This window comes from Sphingomonas bacterium, from assembly GCF_028292945.1.
GTDB lineage: Bacteria > Pseudomonadota > Alphaproteobacteria > Sphingomonadales > Sphingomonadaceae > Sphingomonas.
The window spans coordinates 1-21,024 of sequence record NZ_JAQGLJ010000053.1; the positions used below are offsets into that span (position 1 = coordinate 1).

General features: G+C 68.2%; 21 protein-coding genes and 1 pseudogene. 17 read left to right on the plus strand and 5 right to left on the minus strand.

Going from position 1 to position 21,024, the window contains the following annotated elements; genetic code table 11:
- From JWN21_RS06860 to JWN21_RS06870, 3 genes and pseudogenes are all read right to left on the minus strand, one after another.
- Nucleotides 1-416: pseudogene (locus JWN21_RS06860) on the minus strand (Fe-S cluster assembly protein SufB); the annotation flags it as partial.
- On the minus strand, nucleotides 413-844 hold the full coding sequence (locus JWN21_RS06865; RefSeq protein WP_299647704.1) for an SUF system Fe-S cluster assembly regulator: 432 nt from the start codon (nucleotides 842-844) through the stop codon (nucleotides 413-415). The gene JWN21_RS06865 and the pseudogene JWN21_RS06860, both read right to left, overlap by 4 nt.
- A gap of 77 nt (nucleotides 845-921) precedes the next feature.
- Complete coding sequence (locus JWN21_RS06870) at nucleotides 922-1,764, minus strand: helix-turn-helix domain-containing protein (RefSeq protein WP_299647591.1); 843 nt, start codon at nucleotides 1,762-1,764, stop codon at nucleotides 922-924.
- A 209-nt stretch (nucleotides 1,765-1,973) separates the two neighbouring features.
- Between JWN21_RS06870 and JWN21_RS06875 the strand changes: the two genes are divergently transcribed.
- The 3 genes from JWN21_RS06875 (at nucleotide 1,974) to JWN21_RS06885 (ending at nucleotide 6,614) form a co-directional block, all read left to right on the plus strand.
- Complete coding sequence (locus JWN21_RS06875; protein ID WP_299647593.1) at nucleotides 1,974-2,996, plus strand: quinone-dependent dihydroorotate dehydrogenase; 1,023 nt, start codon at nucleotides 1,974-1,976, stop codon at nucleotides 2,994-2,996.
- Nucleotides 2,997-3,060: 64 nt separating this feature from the next.
- Nucleotides 3,061-4,791, plus strand: coding sequence for a gamma-glutamyltransferase (gene ggt / locus JWN21_RS06880; RefSeq protein WP_299647595.1), 1,731 nt, complete (start codon nucleotides 3,061-3,063; stop codon nucleotides 4,789-4,791).
- 41 nt (nucleotides 4,792-4,832) lie between these two features.
- On the plus strand, nucleotides 4,833-6,614 hold the full coding sequence (locus tag JWN21_RS06885; RefSeq protein WP_299647597.1) for a long-chain fatty acid--CoA ligase: 1,782 nt from the start codon (nucleotides 4,833-4,835) through the stop codon (nucleotides 6,612-6,614).
- 33 nt (nucleotides 6,615-6,647) lie between these two features.
- On the opposite strand, the gene JWN21_RS06890 is transcribed toward JWN21_RS06885, so the two are convergent.
- Nucleotides 6,648-9,533 carry a pitrilysin family protein gene (locus tag JWN21_RS06890; protein WP_299647599.1) on the minus strand — a complete coding sequence of 962 codons (2,886 nt, stop codon included), beginning with the start codon at nucleotides 9,531-9,533 and terminating at the stop codon, nucleotides 6,648-6,650.
- Nucleotides 9,534-9,641: 108 nt separating this feature from the next.
- Between JWN21_RS06890 and JWN21_RS06895 the strand changes: the two genes are divergently transcribed.
- The 14 genes from JWN21_RS06895 (at nucleotide 9,642) to JWN21_RS06960 (ending at nucleotide 20,041) form a co-directional block, all read left to right on the plus strand.
- A complete protein-coding gene (locus JWN21_RS06895; protein ID WP_299647601.1) occupies nucleotides 9,642-10,496 on the plus strand; it encodes an aspartyl/asparaginyl beta-hydroxylase domain-containing protein in 855 nt (284 codons plus the stop codon).
- A 158-nt stretch (nucleotides 10,497-10,654) separates the two neighbouring features.
- Nucleotides 10,655-11,224: a NifU family protein gene (locus tag JWN21_RS06900; protein WP_299647603.1), complete on the plus strand. Its 570-nt coding sequence runs from the start codon at nucleotides 10,655-10,657 to the stop codon at nucleotides 11,222-11,224.
- On the plus strand, nucleotides 11,221-11,817 hold the full coding sequence (locus JWN21_RS06905) for a malonic semialdehyde reductase (RefSeq protein ID WP_299647605.1): 597 nt from the start codon (nucleotides 11,221-11,223) through the stop codon (nucleotides 11,815-11,817). The genes JWN21_RS06900 and JWN21_RS06905 overlap by 4 nt, the downstream gene beginning before the upstream one ends.
- A gap of 92 nt (nucleotides 11,818-11,909) precedes the next feature.
- Entirely contained in the window at nucleotides 11,910-12,551 is a 642-nt protein-coding gene (tsaB, locus tag JWN21_RS06910; RefSeq protein WP_299647607.1) for a tRNA (adenosine(37)-N6)-threonylcarbamoyltransferase complex dimerization subunit type 1 TsaB, read from the plus strand.
- Complete coding sequence (locus tag JWN21_RS06915) at nucleotides 12,551-13,018, plus strand: N-acetyltransferase (protein ID WP_299647609.1); 468 nt, start codon at nucleotides 12,551-12,553, stop codon at nucleotides 13,016-13,018. The genes tsaB and JWN21_RS06915 overlap by 1 nt, the downstream gene beginning before the upstream one ends.
- Nucleotides 13,019-13,075: 57 nt before the next feature.
- Nucleotides 13,076-13,498, plus strand: a complete 423-nt coding sequence (locus tag JWN21_RS06920; RefSeq protein WP_299647611.1) for a Fur family transcriptional regulator — start codon at nucleotides 13,076-13,078, stop codon at nucleotides 13,496-13,498.
- Between the two features lie 96 nt (nucleotides 13,499-13,594).
- A complete protein-coding gene (locus JWN21_RS06925; protein WP_299647613.1) occupies nucleotides 13,595-14,326 on the plus strand; it encodes a 1-acyl-sn-glycerol-3-phosphate acyltransferase in 732 nt (243 codons plus the stop codon).
- 27 nt (nucleotides 14,327-14,353) lie between these two features.
- The gene (miaB, locus tag JWN21_RS06930; RefSeq protein WP_299647614.1) at nucleotides 14,354-15,667 is read left to right on the plus strand and encodes a tRNA (N6-isopentenyl adenosine(37)-C2)-methylthiotransferase MiaB; all 1,314 of its coding nucleotides are present in this window, start codon (nucleotides 14,354-14,356) and stop codon (nucleotides 15,665-15,667) included.
- 53 nt (nucleotides 15,668-15,720) lie between these two features.
- Nucleotides 15,721-16,761, plus strand: a complete 1,041-nt coding sequence (locus JWN21_RS06935) for a patatin-like phospholipase family protein (protein ID WP_299647616.1) — start codon at nucleotides 15,721-15,723, stop codon at nucleotides 16,759-16,761.
- A gap of 153 nt (nucleotides 16,762-16,914) precedes the next feature.
- Complete coding sequence (locus tag JWN21_RS06940) at nucleotides 16,915-17,922, plus strand: PhoH family protein (protein WP_299647618.1); 1,008 nt, start codon at nucleotides 16,915-16,917, stop codon at nucleotides 17,920-17,922.
- 45 nt (nucleotides 17,923-17,967) lie between these two features.
- The gene (locus JWN21_RS06945; RefSeq protein WP_299647620.1) at nucleotides 17,968-18,213 is read left to right on the plus strand and encodes a type II toxin-antitoxin system VapB family antitoxin; all 246 of its coding nucleotides are present in this window, start codon (nucleotides 17,968-17,970) and stop codon (nucleotides 18,211-18,213) included.
- Nucleotides 18,210-18,608 carry a type II toxin-antitoxin system VapC family toxin gene (locus JWN21_RS06950; RefSeq protein WP_299647622.1) on the plus strand — a complete coding sequence of 133 codons (399 nt, stop codon included), beginning with the start codon at nucleotides 18,210-18,212 and terminating at the stop codon, nucleotides 18,606-18,608. Before JWN21_RS06945 ends, JWN21_RS06950 begins: the two co-directional genes overlap by 4 nt.
- Nucleotides 18,605-19,117 carry an rRNA maturation RNase YbeY gene (ybeY, locus tag JWN21_RS06955; RefSeq protein WP_299647624.1) on the plus strand — a complete coding sequence of 171 codons (513 nt, stop codon included), beginning with the start codon at nucleotides 18,605-18,607 and terminating at the stop codon, nucleotides 19,115-19,117. The genes JWN21_RS06950 and ybeY overlap by 4 nt, the downstream gene beginning before the upstream one ends.
- A gap of 3 nt (nucleotides 19,118-19,120) precedes the next feature.
- On the plus strand, nucleotides 19,121-20,041 hold the full coding sequence (locus JWN21_RS06960) for a hemolysin family protein (RefSeq protein ID WP_299647626.1): 921 nt from the start codon (nucleotides 19,121-19,123) through the stop codon (nucleotides 20,039-20,041).
- Here the strand turns inward: JWN21_RS06960 and JWN21_RS06965 are convergent.
- Complete coding sequence (locus JWN21_RS06965) at nucleotides 20,038-20,925, minus strand: hydrogen peroxide-inducible genes activator (protein ID WP_299647706.1); 888 nt, start codon at nucleotides 20,923-20,925, stop codon at nucleotides 20,038-20,040. The genes JWN21_RS06960 and JWN21_RS06965 overlap by 4 nt on opposite strands.
- Between the last annotated feature and the right edge of the window lie 99 nt (nucleotides 20,926-21,024).

The following is a 21,024-nucleotide window of genomic DNA, read 5'->3' on the forward strand; positions in this document are numbered from 1 at the left end:
ACGGCGACGCGCCGCTTGGGCTCCGCACCCTCCTCGACCTCCTCGACCACGCCCGCGAGCAGCTTCTGCTCCTGGATCGGGATGCCGAGCTTCTCGTAGACGCGCAGGATCTCAGGGTCGACCTCGTCCAGCGAGCCCAGCTTCGGCTTCGCCTTGGGCTCCGCGTAATAATAGGCGTTCTGATAGTCGATCGGCGGGATGTTGAGCTTCGACCAGTCGGGATGTTCCATCGTCTGCCACAAGGCGAACGCCTTCAGCCGCCAGTCGAGCATCCACTGCGGCTCGTTCTTCTTGGCCGAGATGTAGCGAACGGTGTCCTCGGACAGCCCCTTGGGCGCGAACTCCTGCTCGATGTCGGAGGAGAAGCCCCACTCGTACTTCTTGTCGATGGCCGCATAGGCCTGGGCGTTCTTCATGCGAAAACCTTTGCGCGCGGCACGGGAGCCGCGGAGAGTTGAGCGAGGCTGACGCCCGCCAGCGCGCTGCGGATCGCCTCGTTGACGACGCCCCAGTGCGGTTTGACGAGGCAGTGATGATCGAGCGCGCAGTTGTCGCGCTCGTGATCGACGCAGGTGGTGAGCGCGATCGGCCCCTCCACCGCCTCGACGATGTCGGCAAGGCTGATCGCCGCCGCCGGCCGCGACAGGCGAAAGCCGCCGCCGGTCCCGCGCGCGCTCTCCACGAGCCCCGCCGCCGCGAGCCGCCCGACCAGCTTCTGCGCGGTCGGCAGCGGCACGCCGGTGGCGGTCGCGAGCGTCGTCGCGTTCAGCCGCTCTTGCCCACAATGGCGCGCAGCGGCGGCCATCATCACGACGGCATAGTCGGCAAGGCTGGAAAGGCGCATCTGCGAACGGTTCTCAAATCGGAGCATTCCGCTCCGATTGGCAAATGGGCGCGGGCGGCCGCCGCGTCAACCGGCGCTCACGTCTCGCTGACGATCGGATGCACCTGGCCCACCAACGCCCGGCGTTGCGCGATCGTGATCCGGGCCAGCGCGCCGGGTGCATCGCGCAGGCGGCGGGGGGTCAGGCCGGTGAACTGCTTCACCTCGCGGATCATGTGGCTCTGGTCATAGAAGCCGTCCGCCCCGCCAGTCTCTCCCGACGCCATCATCACCGCCGCCCGCAGCGCGCGATATTTGCGCGCGAGCAGCTTGGGTGGTGCGCCGTAAAGCGCGTTGCACCGCCGCTCCACCTGTCGGCGCGACAGGCGGGTCGCGTCCAACAGCGCGTCAAGCGCAGGCGAGGGAGAGCCCGACAGCCACGCATCGACGGCGGTGCAGAAAGTCAGCGCCCCCTCGTGCCCGCCCCTCAGCCGCCGCCGCAGCAGCGGCTCCGCGACTGCCGCCATCGCCGCCACATCCCCCGCTTCGCGCAACGCCAGCACCGCCGCCGTTCCCTCGGCGCCCAGCAACGCGGTCGCGTCGACAACGCGATTGCGCGTCGCCGACGCATCGCCCCCGACCAATGCCCACCAGCCTGTCGGAGGAATGCCCATGCCGAAGACCGTCAATGGCCCTTCGGCGCGGGCGCGCACGGGCCCGGTGGTTGGCCCGATCAGATGGGCAGCCGGCGCATCCTGACGAGACCCGTCGGGAAGATGATAGGCGCCCGCACCCGGCGACAATCGGAACCGCAGCTGCGCCTGCTGCGCGCGTTCGACGTCGTCATGGACAGCGGCTGGAGCATGGAAACGGTAGAACAACGTCAGGAACGCCCGCAGGTCCGGTGACGGCAGCACATAGTCCAATTCGACGTCGACCATCGCGACTCGCCCCCCGGCACAGGCACTGTATCGGTTCGACGTCGAAACAAAAAGCGGCCCGGCAGCCTAAGCCGCCGGGCCGTGAGGTAGGGCGGCTAGGGGCCGCCCTTGGGTCGCGAACAACAAGTGGCAGGTCGTGACGCGTGCGTATTGGATGAAAGCGCCTTGTACGTTTTGACGCCCGCCCCCTTCGATGCGAGGAGGCGGCCATGCTTACGCGCGCACTCCAGGCGATTGACCCTGAAAGGGCGCACGGGTTGGCGTTGATTGCGCTGTCCGGCTGGTCAAGCCTGGGAACGCCGCTCAGTTCGGCGGCGGACCGGTTTCCAAGGCTCGCCACCACCGTCGCGGGACTGCGCTTCGCCAATCCCCTTGGCGTGGCGGCGGGCCTCGACAAGGACGCACGCGCCGTCGCCGGCCTGTTCGGACTGGGCGTCGGTGCGGTCGAGGTCGGCACGCTGACGCCGCTGCCTCAGCCGGGGAACCAAAAGCCACGGCTGTTTCGGCTGGCGGAGGATCGCGCGGTGATCAACCGCATGGGGTTCAACAATGGCGGCCTCGACGCCGCGCTCGATCGATTGCCGACGCAGCGCAAGGGTGTCCTCGGCATCAACGTCGGCGCGAACAAGGACGCCACCGACCGCATCGCCGACTATGTCCACGGCGTCACCGCCGCCGCGCGGCGCGCGGATTACGTGACGATCAACATCAGCTCACCCAACACGCCTGGGCTGCGCGATCTGCAGCATGGCGCGGCCTTGCGCGACCTGCTCGCCGCCTGCGTCGCCGCACGCGGCGCGACGCCCCTGTTCCTGAAGGTCGCACCCGACCTGGAGCCGACCCAGATTGACGAGATCGCCACCGCCACGATCGACGCGGGGCTCGACGCACTGATCATCGGCAACACCACCGTGTCGCGGCCACCGCTGGGGTCGATGCATGCCCGTGAAGCGGGCGGCCTGTCCGGTGCGCCGCTCGCGCCGCTGGCGAGCAGGACGTTGCGCGATTTGCGCCACGCAACCGGTGATCGCATCGTGCTGATCGCTGCCGGCGGCATCGGCTCCGCCGCGGAAGCCTATGCCCGCCTTCGAGCGGGTGCGAGCCTGGTGCAACTCTACACCGCGCTGGTGTATGGCGGCCCCGGCCTGCCGGCGCGCATCCTGCGCGATCTGGACGCCCTGCTCGCCCGCGACGGCTTCGCCAATGTTGCGGATGCGGTGGGGGTCGATTGACGCCCCCGCCCGCATCGCCAGCGCCAGTTGAAGGGGGCGTCGCGCGCGCCTAGGGTCTTAGGTGATGAAGAAGCTGCTGTTCGCCGTCGCCCTCGCCCTGCCCGCCACGATCGCCGACGCGCGAAAGCAAGCGCCGGCCCAAGGGGTGGTGAGCGCCGCCGACGAGCGCGCCGCGGCCGCCGGTATCGAGATCCTGCGCGCGGGCGGCAGCGCCACCGATGCGGCGATCGCCACCATGCTGGCGCTGAACGTCGTCGAGCCGCAGAGTTCGGGCATCGGCGGCGGCAGTTTCTGGGTCTCGCATTCCGGCGGCAAGCTTTCCACGGTCGATGCACGCGAGACGGCTCCCGCCGCCGCCGACGGCCGCTGGTTCTTCGGTCCCGACGGCAAGCCGCTCAACCGTCGCGACGCGGTGCCCGGCGGGCGCAGCGTCGGCGTGCCCGGGGCGTTGCGCGGCATGGCGCTTGCGCACCGGCAGGGTGGGCGACTGCCGTGGGCGCGGCTGTTCCAACCCGCGATCCGACTGGCGCGCGACGGCTGGGTGGCGACACCGCGCTTCGTCGGCGGCCTCAACAGCTATGGCCGGCATCTCACCACCGAGACGCGCGCGCTCTACACCGGACCGGGGGGACAGCCGCTCAAGGCGGGCGATCGTCTGCGCAATCCGGCTCAGGCGGCGCTGTTCCAGCGGCTGGCGCGACAGGGTGGGGACAGCTTCTATGTCGGCCCCCAGGCCGCCAAGCTGGTCCGCGCTGTCAACACCGCCGAGCGCAACCCGTCGCGCATGACGACCGGCGACCTCGCTACCTACGCCGCGAAGTCGCGGACGCCGGTATGCGTCACCTATCGCACGTACAAGGTCTGCGGCATGGGTCCGCCATCGTCGGGCGGGCTGACCGTCTTGATGATCCTCAAGCAGCTGGAGCGGTTCGACATGGCCGCGCTCGGCCGCGCCAACCCGACCAGCTGGCATCTGTTCGCCGAGTCCTCGCGCCTCGCCTATGCCGACCGCGACCTCTATATCGCCGATCCCGACTATGTGTCCGTGCCCGTCGCCGGGCTGCTCGATCCGACCTATCTCCGTCAGCGATCGGCGCTGATCTCGCCGGACAAGGCGATCGGCAGCTACGCGCCAGGCACCCCGCCCGGTGCGCAACCCCGCGTGCGAGTCGCGGCGGCGGAAACACCGGGCACTACCAGCCTCGCGGTGGCCGACGCGCGCGGCAATGTCGTCCACGTCACCACCACGGTTGAAGGTGTCTTTGGCTCTGGCCTGGCGGTGGACGGCACGATCCTGAACAACGAGCTGACCGACTTCGATCTGGCCCCCGAAAAGAACGGCGCGCTGGTCGCGAACCGGGTTGAGGGCGGCAAGCGGCCGCGCTCGTCGATGGCGCCGACCATCGTCTATAACCCGGACGGCAGCGTCCGACTGAGCATCGGCGCGGCGGGCGGGCCGACGATCATCGCTCAGATTGCCAAGGCGCTGGTCGGCGTGCTCGACTGGCGCATGTCGGCGCAGGACGCGATCGCCATGGGGCTGATCTTCGCGCCCGGCGAGAACGCGGTCGCGGAGCAGGGCACGGAGCTGGACGCGATGGTGCCGGGCTTGCGCGCGCGCGGGCACAAGATCGTCAGCGCGCCGCTCGGCCTCAAGGCCAATGCCGTCGAGCGCGTGGGTGGACGCTGGATCGGCGCGGCGGACCCGCGCAGCGAAGGCGTCTCGATCGATCTGGCGGGCCGCGTCACCACCCCCGCCCGTGCGGTACGACCGGATAACGCACCGCCGGAATGACAGAAAAAGGCGGGCAACGACCCGACCAAAGCGGAGAGAGAATGCCTCACCTCGAACATTTCCCCGATCTGGTCACGATGTTTTTCGCGCGCGCCGACGAACAGCGCGACAAGCCGTTCCTCTGGGCGAAAACGGACGGTGCTTGGACCTCGATCAGCTGGGCTGACGCCGCGCGTCAGGTCGCCAGCCTCGCCACCGCGCTGCGAGCCAAGGGGCTGAAGCCCGGCGACCGCGTCATGTTGGTCAGCGAGAACCGGCCGCAATGGTGCATCTCCGACCTCGCGATCATGGCCGCCGGCTGCGTGACGGTGCCGACCTACACCACCAACACCGAGCGCGATCACCAGCACATTCTGGAGAATAGCGGCTCGTGCGCGGTGATCGTCTCGACCGCGAAGCTCGCGAAGATATTGATGCCCGCGGTCCTGAAATCGAACCAGGGTCAGCTCGTCATCGGCATGGAAGAGATGCGCTTCCCCGCCACCGTCGAGCATCACGACTGGCACGCGCTGATCGCGCAGCATCCCGCGTTGCCCGCCGACATCGTGACGGACTTCGGTCGCGGCGATCTGGCCTGCATCATCTACACCTCGGGCACCGGCGGCGCGCCGCGCGGCGTGATGCAGCACCACGGCGCGATCCTGCACAACGTCGCGGGATGCGTCGCGGCGATCTCGGACGATCTTGGGATCGATCACCCGGAGACGTTCCTGTCGTTCCTGCCGCTCAGCCACGCCTATGAACATACCGGCGGCCAATATGTGCCGATCGGCCTGGGCGGGCAGATCTACTATTGCGAAGGGCTGGAGAAGCTCGCGAGCAACATGGAAGAAGTCCGCCCGACGCTGATGTTCGTGGTGCCGCGACTGCTGGAAGTGCTGCACCAGAGAATCGGCAAGGGGATCGCCAAGCAGGGCGGCCTGTCACAGCGCCTGCTCGACCAGGCGATGCGAATCGGCGAGCGCGACTACCAAGGCAGGCTGCGCTGGACCGATCGGCCGGCGAAACTGGTCGTGGACCGGCTGTTCAAACCCAAGATCCGCAAGCGGCTCGGCGGGCGACTGAAGGCGATGATCTCGGGCGGAGCGCCGTTGACGCCCGAGGTCGGCGTCTTCTTCCATTCGATGGGCCTGACGGTGCTGCAGGGCTATGGCCAGACCGAGGCCGGCCCGGTGATCTCGTGCAATCTGCCGTCGGCCGGCATCCGCATGGACACCGTCGGGCCCCCGCTGAGGGACACCGAGGTCCGCATCGCCGCGGATGGCGAGATCCTGGTGCGTGGCGAGCTGGTCATGCACGGCTATTGGCGCAACGACGCGGAGACCGCGCGCGTGCTCAAGGACGGTTGGTTGCACACCGGTGACATTGGCGAGATCGACGCAGGTGGCCGCATCAAGATCACCGACCGCAAGAAGGACCTGATCATCAACGACAAGGGCGACAACGTCGCTCCGCAAAAGGTCGAGGGCATGCTGACGCTGCAGCCCGAGATCGCGCAGGCGATGATCACCGGCGACCGCCGTCCCTACATGGTCGCGGTGCTGGTCCCCGACCCGGAGTGGGTGCAGCAATGGTGCGCCAAGGGCGGAACCACCTGCGACTTCGCCAAGCTCGCGGGAGACGCCCAGTTCCGCGCGGCGCTGGGTGCGGCGGTGGAGCGGGTCAACAAGGACCTGTCGCTCACCGAGCGCGTCCGCCGCTTCATTATCGCCGACGCCGCGTTCGCGATCGAAAACGAACAGCTGACGCCGAGCCTGAAGATCAGGCGGCACGTCATTCGAGCGGCGTATGGAGAGCGACTGGACGCGCTGTACAAGCACTAAGCGCTTCCCTCTCCCGCTTGCGGGAGAGGGAAGTCAGCGCGCCGCCGCTGGTTTCCTCGGCACCACCTCCAGCGTCCAGTCCTTTTCAGGGCGCAGGTATTTCGTCGCGACCGCCTGCAGCTGCTGGGGCGTGATCGAGACGAAGTCCGTCGCCAGGTTGCGCGTCGCCTCGACCCGCTTGGGGTCGAACGCGGCACCGCCCATCTGCTGGAGCCAGAACTGGTTCCCCGACGACGCGCGGACGATGTACTGACCCATCGGTCGCATGATCCGGCCCAGCTCGTCACCCGACAGCGGCGTCGCCACCAGATCGGCCGCGATCTCGCGCGCGAGCTGGAAGAAATACGCGGTCTTGTCGGGCGTCACCTGCCCGATCGCTATCAGCCGCCCGCCACCGGGGCTGCCGATCGGCCATTGGCTGCCCACCGACGGCGAATAGCTGGCGCCTGCCGTCTGGCGCAGCCGCTCGAACAGCCGGTCGCTGAACACCTGCGCCAGCACGTCCAGCCGGCGGCTGTCGGCGATGCCGTCGATGCCGCCGCCGGTCGGCCAGGCGATCACCGCCACCGCCTGATTCGCCGGCCCGGTATGCGTCAGCCGCTTGGGCGTGGCGTTATGCGCGGGAAAGCGGATCGGCGGGGCCACAGCCTTGGTCGCCGGGCGGGGTGGCAGGGCACCGAAGGTCGCCGCCACCGCTGCGATCGCTGCGTCCGCCTTGACGTCGCCGAACACCGACACTTCGATCGGCCCGCTTGCCAGCGCCGGCTCCCACAACTGCCGGAACGTCTGCGGCGTCAGGGCCTGTACCTGGGCGAGCGAGGGCGAGACCCAGCGCGGATCATTGTCGTGCAGCAATGCTTCCAGATCGCGGTTGAGCACGCCGGTGGGCGACGCATCCTGCCCGGCATTGGCGGCGATCTTGACCGTGCGCGCGCGCGCCACGGGCGCCGGGTCCCAGCCCGGCTTCGCGAGCTTCGCCGCCATCAGCCGCAGCTGATCGGACAGGTCGGCGGGCGAGGTCAGCGCGTTTAATGAAAAGGCATCCTCGTTAATGTCGAAGTCGAGTCCGATCACGCGACCGGCGGTCAGCTGATCGAGATCACCCTGGTCCAGCGTGCCCACGCCGCTCGATACCAAGGCAAGTTCACCCGCCCAGATCGGGCTCGGCCGTCGGGCGGGCAGCGCGTTGTAGCCACCACCGAACCGTGCGCGGACATAGACGCGGCCAGTCTCCGACGTGGTCGGAAAGATCAGCAGCCGCACGCCGTTGGCGAACGCGACCTGCTCCATCTCCAGCCCCGCCAATGCCTCGCGGCTGATCACCGTGCCCGGTGCGCCGAGCGCGGGCAGCGCGGCGAAGCTGACCGCGGCCTGCTGGCGCCGCGTCACCCCGGCGGTGGAGACGGGCGCGGTCAGCGCGGCGGCGAGCTTTACGTCCGCATCCTGCTCGACGGCGGGCGTGACCACGACCGCGCGCGTCGCGCTGCCCTGGAACAGCCGTTTCGTCGACGCGAGCAGCGTCGCCGGCGTGAACATGCCGGCCGCGCGTGCGTCGGTCAGCACCTTGTACGATGCCGCCGGCGTGGTCGTGACTTCGCGGATGTCGAGCGCCTCGACCAGATCGTCGGCGAGTTTCGCGCCTGCCGCCACCCGCGCGGTCGCCGCCTCGTTTTTCATGATCGTGTCGAAATCGGCATACTCGCGATCGACCTCGGCCTGGCTGGGCGGGCTCGCCTGCGCGTCGGCGATCACCGCGCGCACGTCCTTCAGCGCCGCTTCCCAGCTGGCTCCCACCGGCACTATCGTCACCTGCGTGATGTTCGCCGTGCGCGCCACGTCATCCAGACCGACACTGGCCTGGATGAAGCTGCCACCGGCGCGCGCACGCGTCTCCAGTCGCCGGCTGATGAGGCGGGTCGCGAGTACGTCGACAAGCCGCTTCTGGTTGAAGATCACCGTGTCGGCGTTGAATTTCCACGGCCGCACCACGCCCAGCTGAACCACGGAGGGCAGTCCCGGCTCAACCAGCGCGCCGGTCGCCGGCTTGCCCGCGTCCGGCTGGCCGAAATCGGGATCGGCCGGGTTGGCACCGACGCCATTCCACGAGCCAAAATTCTTCGCGATCAGCGGCCCGAAGGTGGCAGGGTCCATGTCGCCGGAGATCACCACCACGGTCCGCTCCGGCCGATACCAGCGGTCGTGGAACGCGCGCACGGACGCGGGGGTCGCGCCCTCCAGCGTCTTGATGCTGCCGATCGGCGAGCGCTCGGCGAGCGGCTGCCCGGCGAAGAAGACGCCGTTGCGCAGGTCGGAGAAACGCACCTGCGGCCCTGGCTGCTCGCGCTGTTCGGACAGGACCACCGGGCGCTCGGCGCTGATCGTCTTGTCGTCCAGCACGGGCGCCGCCATCATGCCCGACAGGATCTTCAGGCTCTGGTCCAGCCGCTCGCTCGTGGCCGACGGCAGATCGAGCTTGTAGGTGGTCGAGACCGGCCCGGTCGAGGCGTTGGTGTCGGAGCCGAAGGTTGCGCCGAAATTCTGCCACACCCGCTTGGCCTCGCCATCGGGCACGTCGCGCGACGCGCGGAACGACAGATGCTCCAGGAAATGCGCGAAGCCGCGCTCGCTATCGGTTTCGTGCAACGAGCCGGCGTCGATCCGCACTCGGATCGAGACCTGCCCCGGTGGCACGCCGTTCTTGCGCACGGCGTAACGCAGACCGTTGGGCAGCGTGCCGAACTGCCACGCCGGATCGGGCGGAATGTCGCTGCCCTCGTACAGCCACGCGCGCGTGTCGATGGTCGCTGCGGGGGGCGCTGCCGAAGTCGCCGACGCTCGCTGACCGGTCGCGGGCTGGCCGGTGACGAGCAGAAGGGGAAGGAAAAGCGAAGCGCCGAACGCGCGCGAAAGTAACGCCATCGCCGACCCTTAGCCGTCGCCGCGCCCGCCCGCCAGCGCTGTTCGCCGCGGCACATAAATGGCTGGTTTCGCCATGTTTCTGTCCCAGATCATACCTAATTGGCGAGCATGAAGACCGCAGCCGACCTGACGACCACCACCCGGTGGCAGCAGCCGGGGGACGGCCACACCCGTCACGTGCCCGATCTGCCGGTCATCTCCGGCGCGCCCCCACCGGGCACCCCGATGCGGGCGGAACGCGGTCGCCCGCTGATCATCCGCGTCGGCAAGCATCTCCGCGGGTTCTTTGACCAGCTGATCGCGTCTTCATCGCTCGTGTCGAACGATCCCGTGCTCGACATGCGCGACTTCGCCTGGACGCAAGGCCTGCGCGCCCACTGGCAGGCGATCCGCGACGAGGCGCTTGCGGTCGCCTTGCGTGGCGACGCTTCGCCGAGTCTTGCTACGATTTCGCCCGACCACCGCTCGATCGCCGAGGTCGACAAGTGGCGATCTTTCTTCCTTTGGGGCTACGGCTTCCGCATCGACGACAATGCCGACCGCTGCCCGACGACCGCAACGCTGGTCGAGCAGGTCCCCGGCCTCAACTCCGCCTTCTTCTCGATTTTGGCACCCGGCACGCACATCCCCGTGCATCGTGGCGTGACCAAGGGGCTGATCACCTGCCATCTGGGCCTGATCGTGCCGCGCGACGGCGATGTCCGCATGCGCGTCGCCGACCGGGTCGTGCGCTGGGCGGAGGGCGAGACGCTGGTGTTCGACGATACCTATGACCACGAGGTCTGGAACGACACCGCCGGCACCCGCGTCGTGTTGCTGGTCCAGTTCGAACGGCCGTTGCGCAATCCGGGCAAGTGGCTGGCGGGCAAGCTCCTCGCCGTCGTGCGGCGTTCCGCCTTCGTGCAGGAGGCCCGCGACAACATTTCGCAATGGAACCGGGCGGCGAAGCAGCGAGAGGTGTAGAGAGGCAGCAGCGAGCAGGGACCACCGTTTCAGCAGCTCCTCCCCGGCGTCCGCCGGGGAGGGCAGGAGTTCAACGCGGCACCTCATACCGCCTCAGGGCCTGCTGCCTGCGGTCTGCTGCCTTGCGCGAGCAACGCGCACCCGCCACATGCTCACTCATGCTGATCGAGACCGAAACCACGCCTAACCCGGCGACGCTGAAGTTCCTGCCGGGCCGCACCGTCATGGAAGCCGGCACGCGCGACTTCGCGACGCCCGAAGAGGCGGTCGCCAGCCCCCTCGCCGACGCGCTGTTCGGGCTGGGCGACGTAACGGGCGTGTTCTTCGGGCGGGACTTCGTCTCCGTCACCGCTGCTCCCGCCACCGACTGGCGCGACCTGAAGCCCGACGTGCTGCAGCTATTGCTTGAGCATTTCAGCGCCGACATGCCGTTGTTTCGACCATCCGCCGGCTTCAGCGTCCCCGCGCCCGATGCCGATTTCGCGGATGATCCCGCCGATGCCGATATCGTCGAACAGATCAAGGAGCTGATCGAAACCCGCGTCCGCCCCGCGGTCGCAAACGATGGTGGCGACATCGTCTATCGCGGCTTCGACAAGGGCAAGGTCTACCTGCGCATGCAGGGCGCCTGCGCCGGTTGCCCCTCCTCGTCGGCGACGCTGAAGCAGGGCATCGAGCAGCTGCTGAAGCACTATGTCCCCGAAGTGACAGAGGTGCGCGCTGTATGACCCAACCCCGCCTCGACGATGCCGCGCTCGACGCGATCTTCCGCACCGCGCGCAGCTATAATGGCTGGCTGGACCAGCCTGTGTCGGACGACGAGCTACGGACGCTGTGGGAGCTGATGAAGTGGGGGCCGACCTCCGCCAATCAGATGCCCGCGCGCATCGTCTGGGTGCGGACGCCCGAAGGCAAGGAGCGGCTCGCCGCCTGCTGTTCGGCGCAGAATGCACCAAAGGTGCTGGCCGCGCCGGTGACCGCGATCGTCGGCATGGACAACGACTTCCACGAACAGCTGCCGTGGCTGTTCCCCCACACCGATGCGCGCGCGTGGTTCACCGGCAATGCGGAGCTGCGCGCCGTGTCGGCGTTCCGCAATTCGACCCTGCAGGGCGCGTATCTGATCATCGCCGCCCGCGCGCTCGGGCTGGATGCCGGGCCGATGTCGGGGTTCGACAGCGGCGAGGTCGACAAGGCGTTCTTCGCCGACAGCCCTGCGGTCAAGACCAACTTTATCTGCACGTTGGGACATGGCGACCCGGCAAGCTTCCATGCCCGGCTTCCCCGCCCCGACTTCGACGTCTTCAACCGCCTTGCCTAGCGTCGTGATCCCCGCGAAAGCGGGGATTCATCGTGCGACAGGCGCCGGTGGAGAGATGTATCCCGCTTCCGCGGGAATGACGGAGTGGGTCGGTGTCAGCACAAAGCACCTTCGCGAACCGCACCCTCGTCATCGACACCGCCACCGCCAGCTGCTCGGTCGCGCTGATCGAGGCCGGCGCGGTGATGGCGCACGCGGCGGACAGCGTCGGTCGCGGCCATGCCGAGCGTCTCGTGCCGATGATCGCTGAGCTACCCGACGGTGGTCGCGCCGGCCACATACTGGTCGATGTCGGCCCCGGCAGCTTCACCGGCATCCGCGTCGGGATTGCCGCCGCGCGCGGGCTGGCGTTGGGGTGGGGCGCCAGCATTGGCGGCTACACGTCGCTTTCCCTGCTCGCCGCGCGTGCGCTGGCCGATGACGACGTTGGCCCGCTTGCGGCGGTGCTGGAGGGCGGGCATGGCGAGGTGTTCATGCAGATCTTCGCCTCGTCAATATCACCGCTCGGCCCGTTCGAATCGCTGCCGCCGGCGATCGCACGTGAGCGGTTGGGGGCAATGCGCGCGATCGGTGACGGGCTGCGCTGGCTCCATGCGGCGGACCCGCGCGCCGCACCGCCCGGTGCCCTGCCCCGTGCCGCCGATGCGGTCCTGCTACCCGCTGCGCTGACGCAGCTGCCGCCCAGCCCCCTCTACGGCCGCGCGCCCGACGCCAAGCCGCAACCGGCACGCTGATGGCAACGCGCACGCTCCTGCTCCGCGCCGGCAGCCCGCGCGACATCGACACGGTGGATGCGCTGATGGAACAGGCATTCGATCCGCGCTTTGGGGAGGGCTGGACCCGCGCACAGTGTCTGGGGGTGCTCGCCATGCCGGGCGTGCGCCTGCTGCTCGCCTGGCTTGACGACGAGCCCGCCGGCTTTGCTCTGGTGCGCACGGTGCTGGACGAAGTGGAGCTGCTCCTGCTCGCCACCGTACCCGCCCACCGGCGGCGCGGTGTCGCGGCCACGCTGCTCCGAGCGCTGGCTGGCGAGGCGCGCGCGGACGGGGCAACCCGCATGCACCTGGAAGTTCGCGCCGGCAACGACGCCGCACAGCTGTACCTGGCGCAAGGGTTCGCGAAGCTGGGCGAGCGCCGTGGCTATTATCGCGGTCGCACCGGCCAGCTGTTCGACGCCCACACCTATTCGCTCGCACTCTGAGCTTATTGCGATTCGATTGCGCTTTTCGCAATAAGCTTTTGCGCGTAGAGAAGGGAGATGGCGCGACCGATCGACCTCGAAACGCTGTGCAATCAAAAGGGGCTGCGGATCACCGATCAGCGGCGCATCATCGCGCGCGTGCTATCGGAAGCCGAGGACCACCCGGACGTCGAAAAGGTCTATGAGCGTGCCTCGGCGATCGACGCTGGCATCTCGATTGCCACCGTATATCGCACCGTGCGACTGTTCGAGGAGGCCGGTATCCTCGACCGCCATGATTTCGGCGACGGGCGTTCGCGCTACGAACCCGCCGACGCGGCGCACCACGATCACCTGATCGACGTCGAAACGGGCCGGGTCATCGAATTCGTCGACCCTGAGCTGGAACAGCTGCAAAAGGCGATTGCGGAGAAACTCGGCTTCCGCCTCGTCGATCACCGCATGGAGCTGTACGGCGTCAGCCTCAGTCGCAAGGAATAGGGCTATCGTCACCTCGGTCTTGAGCCGGGGTCCAACGTGCCGCAATGACTTCGGCGTGAGTATTCGCGGCACGCTGGATGCGGGGTTGAGCCCGGCATGACGAAGATTGCCGCACAGGTTCGCCTCACCCTTCGCCTCGCCGCCCTCCTTCTCACCCTCGGCACACTCCTCCCCCTCCACAGCCTGTGGCGGCTCGTCCGCGCGCCTTCTCCCTGGCCGCGCCTGTTCCTCAAGAGCTTCGGCCGCATCGCCGGCGCCCGCGCGCGGGTCACCGGGACGCCCCTGCGGCGCGACGTGGTGTTCCTCGCCAACCACCTGAGCTGGATCGACATTCCGGTGCTCGCCGGCGCTACCGGCACCAGCTTCGTCGCCAAGGCGGAGCTCAAGGACGTTGCCGCGGTCGGCTGGCTATGCGATCTCAACCACACGCTCTACGTCAGCCGCGGCGACCGGATGGGCATCGCCGAACAGGTTCGCCGGATCGCCGCCGCGATCGCGGACGGATGGGCGGTGACGATCTTTCCCGAGGGCACGACCGGCGACGGCAAGACGCTGCTGCCGTTCAAGCCCGCGCTGCTCGCGGTGCTGGAGCCGCCGCCGCCCGGCTTGATGGTGCAGCCCGTCCGGCTCGACTACGGTCCGGCCACGCCCGAACTTGCCTGGGTCGGCGACGAGTCCGGCCGATCGCACGGCACCCGCGTGTTTCGCCGACGGGGCACTTTCGCCGTCAACCTCCACTTCCTTGAGCCGTTCGACCCCACCGACTTCCCCGGCCGCAAGGCGATCGCGGCGGAAACGCGACGCCGGATCGAGTCGGTCTCCCCGTAAGACGCGGAAGTTGCTACGGGGACAGCCATGCCTCTCCCCAAGACCTTCCACGTAAAATCGTTCGGCTGCCAGATGAACGTCTACGTCGGCGAGCGCATGGCCGAGCTGATGACGGCAGACGGTCTGACTCTCGCCGACGCCGACACCGCCGATTTGGTCGTGCTCAACACCTGCCACATCCGCGAGAAGGCGACGGAGAAGGTCTATTCCGACATCGGCCGCCTGCGGAAGAACGCTGGCAAACAAGGGCGCGCTCCCATGATCGCGGTCGCGGGCTGCGTCGCGCAGGCCGAGGGACCGGAGATCGTCGCGCGCGCCAAGGTGGACGTGGTGGTCGGACCACAGGCCTATCACAACCTGCCGCAGCTGATCCGCGATGCCGCCGCCGGCACCCCTGCGCTCGACACCGACCTGCTCGCGCTCGCCAAGTTCGGACAGCTCCCGCGCCGCCGCCGGGTCGGACCGTCGGCATTCCTGACCGTTCAGGAAGGCTGCGACAAGTTCTGCACTTACTGCGTCGTGCCCTACACGCGAGGCGCCGAGGTCAGCCGCGGTTTCGACGCGATCGTTGACGAGGCGCGTGCGCTGGTCGACGCCGGCGCGTGCGAGATCACGCTGCTCGGCCAGAACGTCAACGCCTGGGCGGATGGAGAACGCGGGCTGCACGATCTGATCCGCGCGCTGGACCGAGTGCCCGGGCTGGCGCGACTTCGCTACACCACCAGCCACCCCAATGACCTGACGCAGGGGCTGATCGACGCACATCGCGACGTGGAGTCGCTGATGCCCTTCCTCCACCTTCCGGTGCAGGCAGGCAGCGATCGCGTGCTCAAGGCGATGAACCGAAGCCACACGCGCGACAGCTATCTGCGCCTTATCGACCGCATCCGCGCCGCCCGTTCGGACATCGCCCTGTCGGGCGACTTCATCGTCGGCTTTCCCGGCGAGACCGAGGCCGAGTTCGCCGAAACGCTGAGCCTGGTCGACGCGGTCGGCTATGCCCAGGCGTTCTCGTTCAAGTACAGCCCGCGACCCGGGACGCCGGCCGCGAGCCTGGCCGATCAGGTCGCGCCCGAGACGATGGACGACCGCCTCCAGCGCCTCCAGGCAGCGCTCAACCGCGACCAGCACGCCTTCAACGCCGCGACGGTCGGGCGCACCTGCGCCGTGTTGATCGAACGCCCTGGCAAGCTGCCTGGCCAGATGCTCGGCAAGTCGCCATGGCTGCAATCGGTCCACCTGCTGACGGGTGCGACGGTTGGCGATCTGGTGAAGGTCGAACTGGTGAGAGCCGATCCCAATTCGTTGAGCGGCGTCGAGCGGGTCGGACAGGCCGCCTGAGCGTTAAGGCTGCTCCGGCGTCATCGAGCGCCGACCGCACGAGAAGCTTCATCATGCCCGATCATTCCCCCGATCACTCGCTTGCGCTCGTGCTCGCCGGCGGCGCCGCGCTCGGTGCCTATCAGGGGGGTGTCTATGAGGTGCTGCACGGGGCGGGCATGCTGCCGGACTGGGTTGCGGGCGGCTCGGCGGGCGCGGTCAACGGCGCGCTGATCGTCGGCTGTCCGCCGGCCGAGCGCGTCGCGCGCCTCCGCGGTTACTGGCGGCCGGGCGTGACCCAGGCTGCCGATGGCGGGCCGATCGACGATTGGCGACGGTCGATGGCGGTGCTGACCTCGATCGTGACGGGGCGTGTCGACCTCTTCGGGCCGCGCAATCTGATGATCCCCGCCTGGCCGTTCGGCAACACCGAGCCCCCCAGCCTGTTCGACACGACGCCGCTCGACGCGGCGCTGGCGGAAATCGTCGACTGGGACATGCTCAACTCCGGGCACCCGCGCTTCACCGCCACCACCGTCGACGTCGACACCGGCGAGGACGTGATCTTCGACAGCACGCGGATGCAGCTGACGCCCCAGCATGTCCGCGCCAGCGGCGCCATGCTGCCCGCCTTTCCGCCGGTCGAGATCGAGGGCCGGCTGTTCGGCGATGCCGGCATCTCCGCCAATCTGCCGCTCGATACCGTGCTGGAAGAGAGCGACGGCGAGCGCCGCCTCGTGATCGCGGTGGACCTGCTGCCGCCGATGGCGCCACGTCCACGCACGCTGACCGAGGTCGCCAGCCGGCTGCAGGATCTGAACTTCGCGATGCAGAGCCGCCGGGCGATCGCCGGGTGGCAGCGACTGTTCGCGGAGCGGTTGCGTGGTCCCGATGCAGGCAACGTCGGCGCGGTGACGCTGATCCACCTGATCTACGCCGACCAGCAGCGCGAGGTGGTGGGCAAGGCGTTCGACTTCTCGCCCGCCACGATCCGCGATCGCTGGGACCGCGGTGCGCGCGATGCGGCTGAGATGCTCGCAAGTTTGGCGGACGGGCGCATCGTGATCGCGGAGAAGCCGGGGCTCCACGTTCATCAAATCGCGCTGACCCGATAAGCGCGCTGTCCTACAGGACCTTGTGCTGTCAGACTGTGAAAGGCTCCGGTCCTTGCCCGCCGGAGTCGCCGCTGGTGATCGCGCCGAGGGCCGAATGCACGAACAACGCGTTCTGGTGTTACCTACTGTGACATTCTCTTTTGAAAGGACCTCATGAGCCGAAAGCCTACCCCCGCCCAATCGGGAGACCGCGCCCGCGTCGAGGTGCTGTTCGACAAGCCGCAGGCACTGTCGCGCCTGTTCGGCCAATATGATCAGAACCTGGTGGCGCTGGAGAACCGGCTGGGCGTGTACATCACCGCGCGCGGCAATCGCGTCGGGCTGGAAGGATCAGCCGAGCAGGTGGCGGTCGCGCGCGACGTGCTGAACGATCTGTATGCCCGCATCAACCGCGGCGAGGAGGTCGATACCGGCCTTGTCGATGCCTCGATCGCGATGTCCGCCGAGCCGACGTTCGACGGAATCATCCGGACAGACGGCGGAAAAGGTCCTGGGGGCGGCGCCTCCATCATGATCCGGACGCGCAAGAAGACCATCGTCCCGCGCACGCCGGCGCAGGCGCATTACATGCAGGCGCTGACCAGCCACGATATGATCTTCGCGCTCGGGCCGGCGGGCACCGGCAAGACCTATGTCGCGGTCGCGCAGGCGGTGGCTCAGCTTATCACCGGCTCGGTCCAACGCCTTATCCTGTCGCGCCCGGCGGTGGAAGCGGGCGAGCGGCTGGGCTTCTTGCCCGGCGACATGAAGGAGAAGGTCGACCCTTATCTGCGTCCGCTCTACGATGCGCTCTACGATTGCCTGCCCGCCGAACAGGTCGAGCGCCGCATCGCGTCGGGCGAGATCGAGGTCGCGCCGATCGCCTTCATGCGCGGCCGCACGCTTGCAGACGCTTTCGTCATCCTCGACGAGGCGCAAAACACCACGCCCGCGCAGATGAAGATGTTCCTGACCCGCTTCGGCCAGAACAGCCGAATGGTGATTTGCGGCGATCCCAAGCAGGTCGACATCCCCGGCGGCGTCGAGGCGTCAGGTCTCGCCGACGCGGTCCGCCGCCTCGAAGGCGTCGACGGCATCGCCATGGCGCGCTTCACGGTCGGCGACGTCGTGCGCCATCCGATTGTGGGCCGGATCGTCGCGGCGTATGAAGGCGCGGGTTGACGCATTGGATATCCTGAAATATGCTTTGGATATCCAGGAGGCCCTATGGGCGCGTTATACGTCAAGGACGATGAAGCGTTCCGGCTCGCCAAGGAGCTGGCGGACAAACGCGGGCTGACCAAGACGGCTGCCGTCAAGCTGGCTTTGCTCAATGAGCTGGCCAAGGATACGCCCAAGCCATCCGTACACGAGATCGTAGCCGAGCTGCGCCGGACTTCTAAGTTCACCTATGACCCCAACATAATCATCGACAAGGCGTTCTGGGACTCACTGTACGAAGACGATGATTGATCCTGCTTGTAGATGCCTCGGCACTTGTTGCCCTCATGCGTAGCGAGACCGGCTTCGAGGAGCTGGAGCTTGCGCTCGCCGGTGCGCAGTCGCGGCTCTCCAACGGCATGGCTGTATGGGAGGCGACACGAGCGGTTGCACGCATCATCAGACGACCGCTCGACGATGCCTTGGGCGAAGTTCAACGATTCTGCGCGTTGCTGGATATCGACATAGTGCCGATCGGCGCGGCGGAGGCCGAAGAAGCGGTTTCGGCACAGCTGCGCTATGGCAAGGGGTCGGGCCATCCCGCGCGGCTGAACATGGGCGATTGTTTCGCCTATGCCTGTGCCAAGACCAACAAGGCGCGGTTGCTCTACAAGGGTGACGACTTCGTCCACACGGACCTCGCATGATCCAGGTTGAGGTGTCCCGCGAAGAGCCGTGGCCCGATACTGACTGGGGCGCGCTCGCCACCCGCGCCGCGCATGCCGCGTTCGAGCGCACGCCGCACGGCGATCTCGCGACCTCGCCCGCATTAGTGGAAGTTTCCATACGCCTGACCGGCGACGAAGAGGTGCGCCAACTCAACGCGCAATATCGCGGCAAGGACAAGCCGACCAACGTCCTGTCCTTTGCGATGGTGCAGCCCGACCTGCTCGACACCGTCACGCGGAACTCGGACGACGGCGAGGTGCTGCTCGGCGACATCGTGCTTGCGCACGGGGTATGCACTCGCGAGGCGGTCGAGCGCGCGATCCCGCTCACCGACCATGTCATGCATCTGGTGGTGCATGGCGTGCTGCATCTGCTAGGCCATGATCACCAGGGGGACGGCGAGGCGGACGCGATGGAGGCGATCGAGCGCGACGCGCTGGCCTCGTTGGGCCTTGCCGACCCCTACCGTATCCGTGAGGACGACTGAGACGTGCCGGACGACCGAAGTAGCGCCTTCCCCAGGACACACGGGGCTGGCGACTCCCACGAAAGCAGCATCTGGCGCGGGCTGAAGGGACTGATCTTCGGCAACGACGGCGAAGACACCCTTCGCGAGCAGCTGGAGGACGCGATCGATCGCCACGAGGGCGATCCCGCTCCCGATGCCAAGGGCGATCTGTCGCCGCTCGAAAGGACGATGGTCCGCAATCTGCTCCATTTCGGCGAGCGCGATGCGGGCGATGTCGGCGTGCCGCGCGCCGACATCGTCGCGGTGGCGGAGAACACCAGCTTCGCCGACCTGGTTCAGCTGCTCGCCGACGCCGGGCACAGCCGCCTGCCTGTCTATCGCGACAAGCTCGACCACATCATCGGCATGGTCCACATCAAGGACGTATTCGCGATCCTCGCCACCGGCGCCGAGCACCCCGCGACCATCGCCGAGCTGATCCGCCAGCCTCTCTACGTTCCGATGGCGCGCGGCACGCTCGACCTGCTCGCCGACATGCGCTCCAGCCGAGTCCACCTCGCGGTCGTGCTCGACGAGTATTCGGGCACCGAAGGTCTCGTCACGATCGAAGACCTGATCGAGGAGATCGTCGGCGAGATCGAGGACGAGCATGACGACGCGCCGGCGGTGTTGCTGGTGCCGCTGGACGGCGGCGCATGGGAGGCGGACGCTCGCGCGGAGCTGGAGGACGTCGCCGTTGCGATCGATCCTCGGCTGGGCCGGACCGAAGGCGACGTCGACACGCTGGGCGGTCTTGCCGCGCTGCTCGCCGGCGAGGTGCCCGCCATCGGCGCCTGCATCACCCACCCATCGGGGTGGAAGCTGGAGGTGATCGACGCCGACGAACGTCGCATCAACCGCCTGCGTCTCCACCCGCCCGTGCCGGAGCCCGAAGAAGACTAGGCTTGCGCAACGGCGCGGACCCGCTCGCCCAGCAGCCTGAACTCGGCTTCGCGCGGGTGATCCGTGCGCCAGGCGAGCGCGATGCGGCGCTCGGCCGCCGGTTCGTCGAGCGGGTGCGCGCTGACCCGCGTACCGTTCAGCAAGCCCGCCGCCACCGCCATTTCCGGCAGCAAGGTGACACCCAGTCCTGCGTCGACCAACCCCACCACCGTGTGCAGCGTCGACGCGACCAGCGGCGCGTCGGCCGTTGGCGCGCCCAGGCTGCACGCCGCCAGCGCGTGGTTGCGCAGGCAATGGCCATCCTCCAGCAGCAGCAACCGCGCCGGGTCGATCGCATCGAGCGACGCGACCTCGCCCGCCGGCATGGCCAGCATCAGCCGATCGATCGCCACCTCCACCGTGTCGACGTCGCCGCATTCGGTCGGCAACGCGAGCAGCACGCAGTCGACCGTGCCGCGCGCCAGTGCCTCGCACGCCGTTCCCGTCAGCATCTCGCGCACGAACAGCCGCAGCCGCGGCCACGTCGTCGCCAGGTCGGTCAGCAACCGCGGCAGCAGGAACGGCGCGACCGTCGGGATCGCCGCCAGCCGCAGCGGCCCGACCAGCGGCTCGCGCGCGCCTTCCGCGACCGCGCACAGATCCTCCGCCGCCCGCACCACATCGCGGGCGCGTGCGACCACTTCCTCGCCCAGGCCCGTGAACCTGACGCTGCGGCTGGACCGCTCGACCAGAACCGCGCGCAGCAGCCGCTCCAGCTCGGCGATGCCGACCGACAGCGTCGACTGCGTCACGAAGCACGCCGCCGCCGCCCGGCCGAAATGACCATGTTCGTGCAGCGCGATCAGATAGGTGAGTTGGCGCAGCGGTGGGAGCGGAGTACTGATCGAGTGATCCTATCGAATTAATCGCATTCATTCATTGGATTGATTTCTCCACCTCGTCCATAGGATGCGACAACCAACCCGCGCCGGCTGCCCCACGTT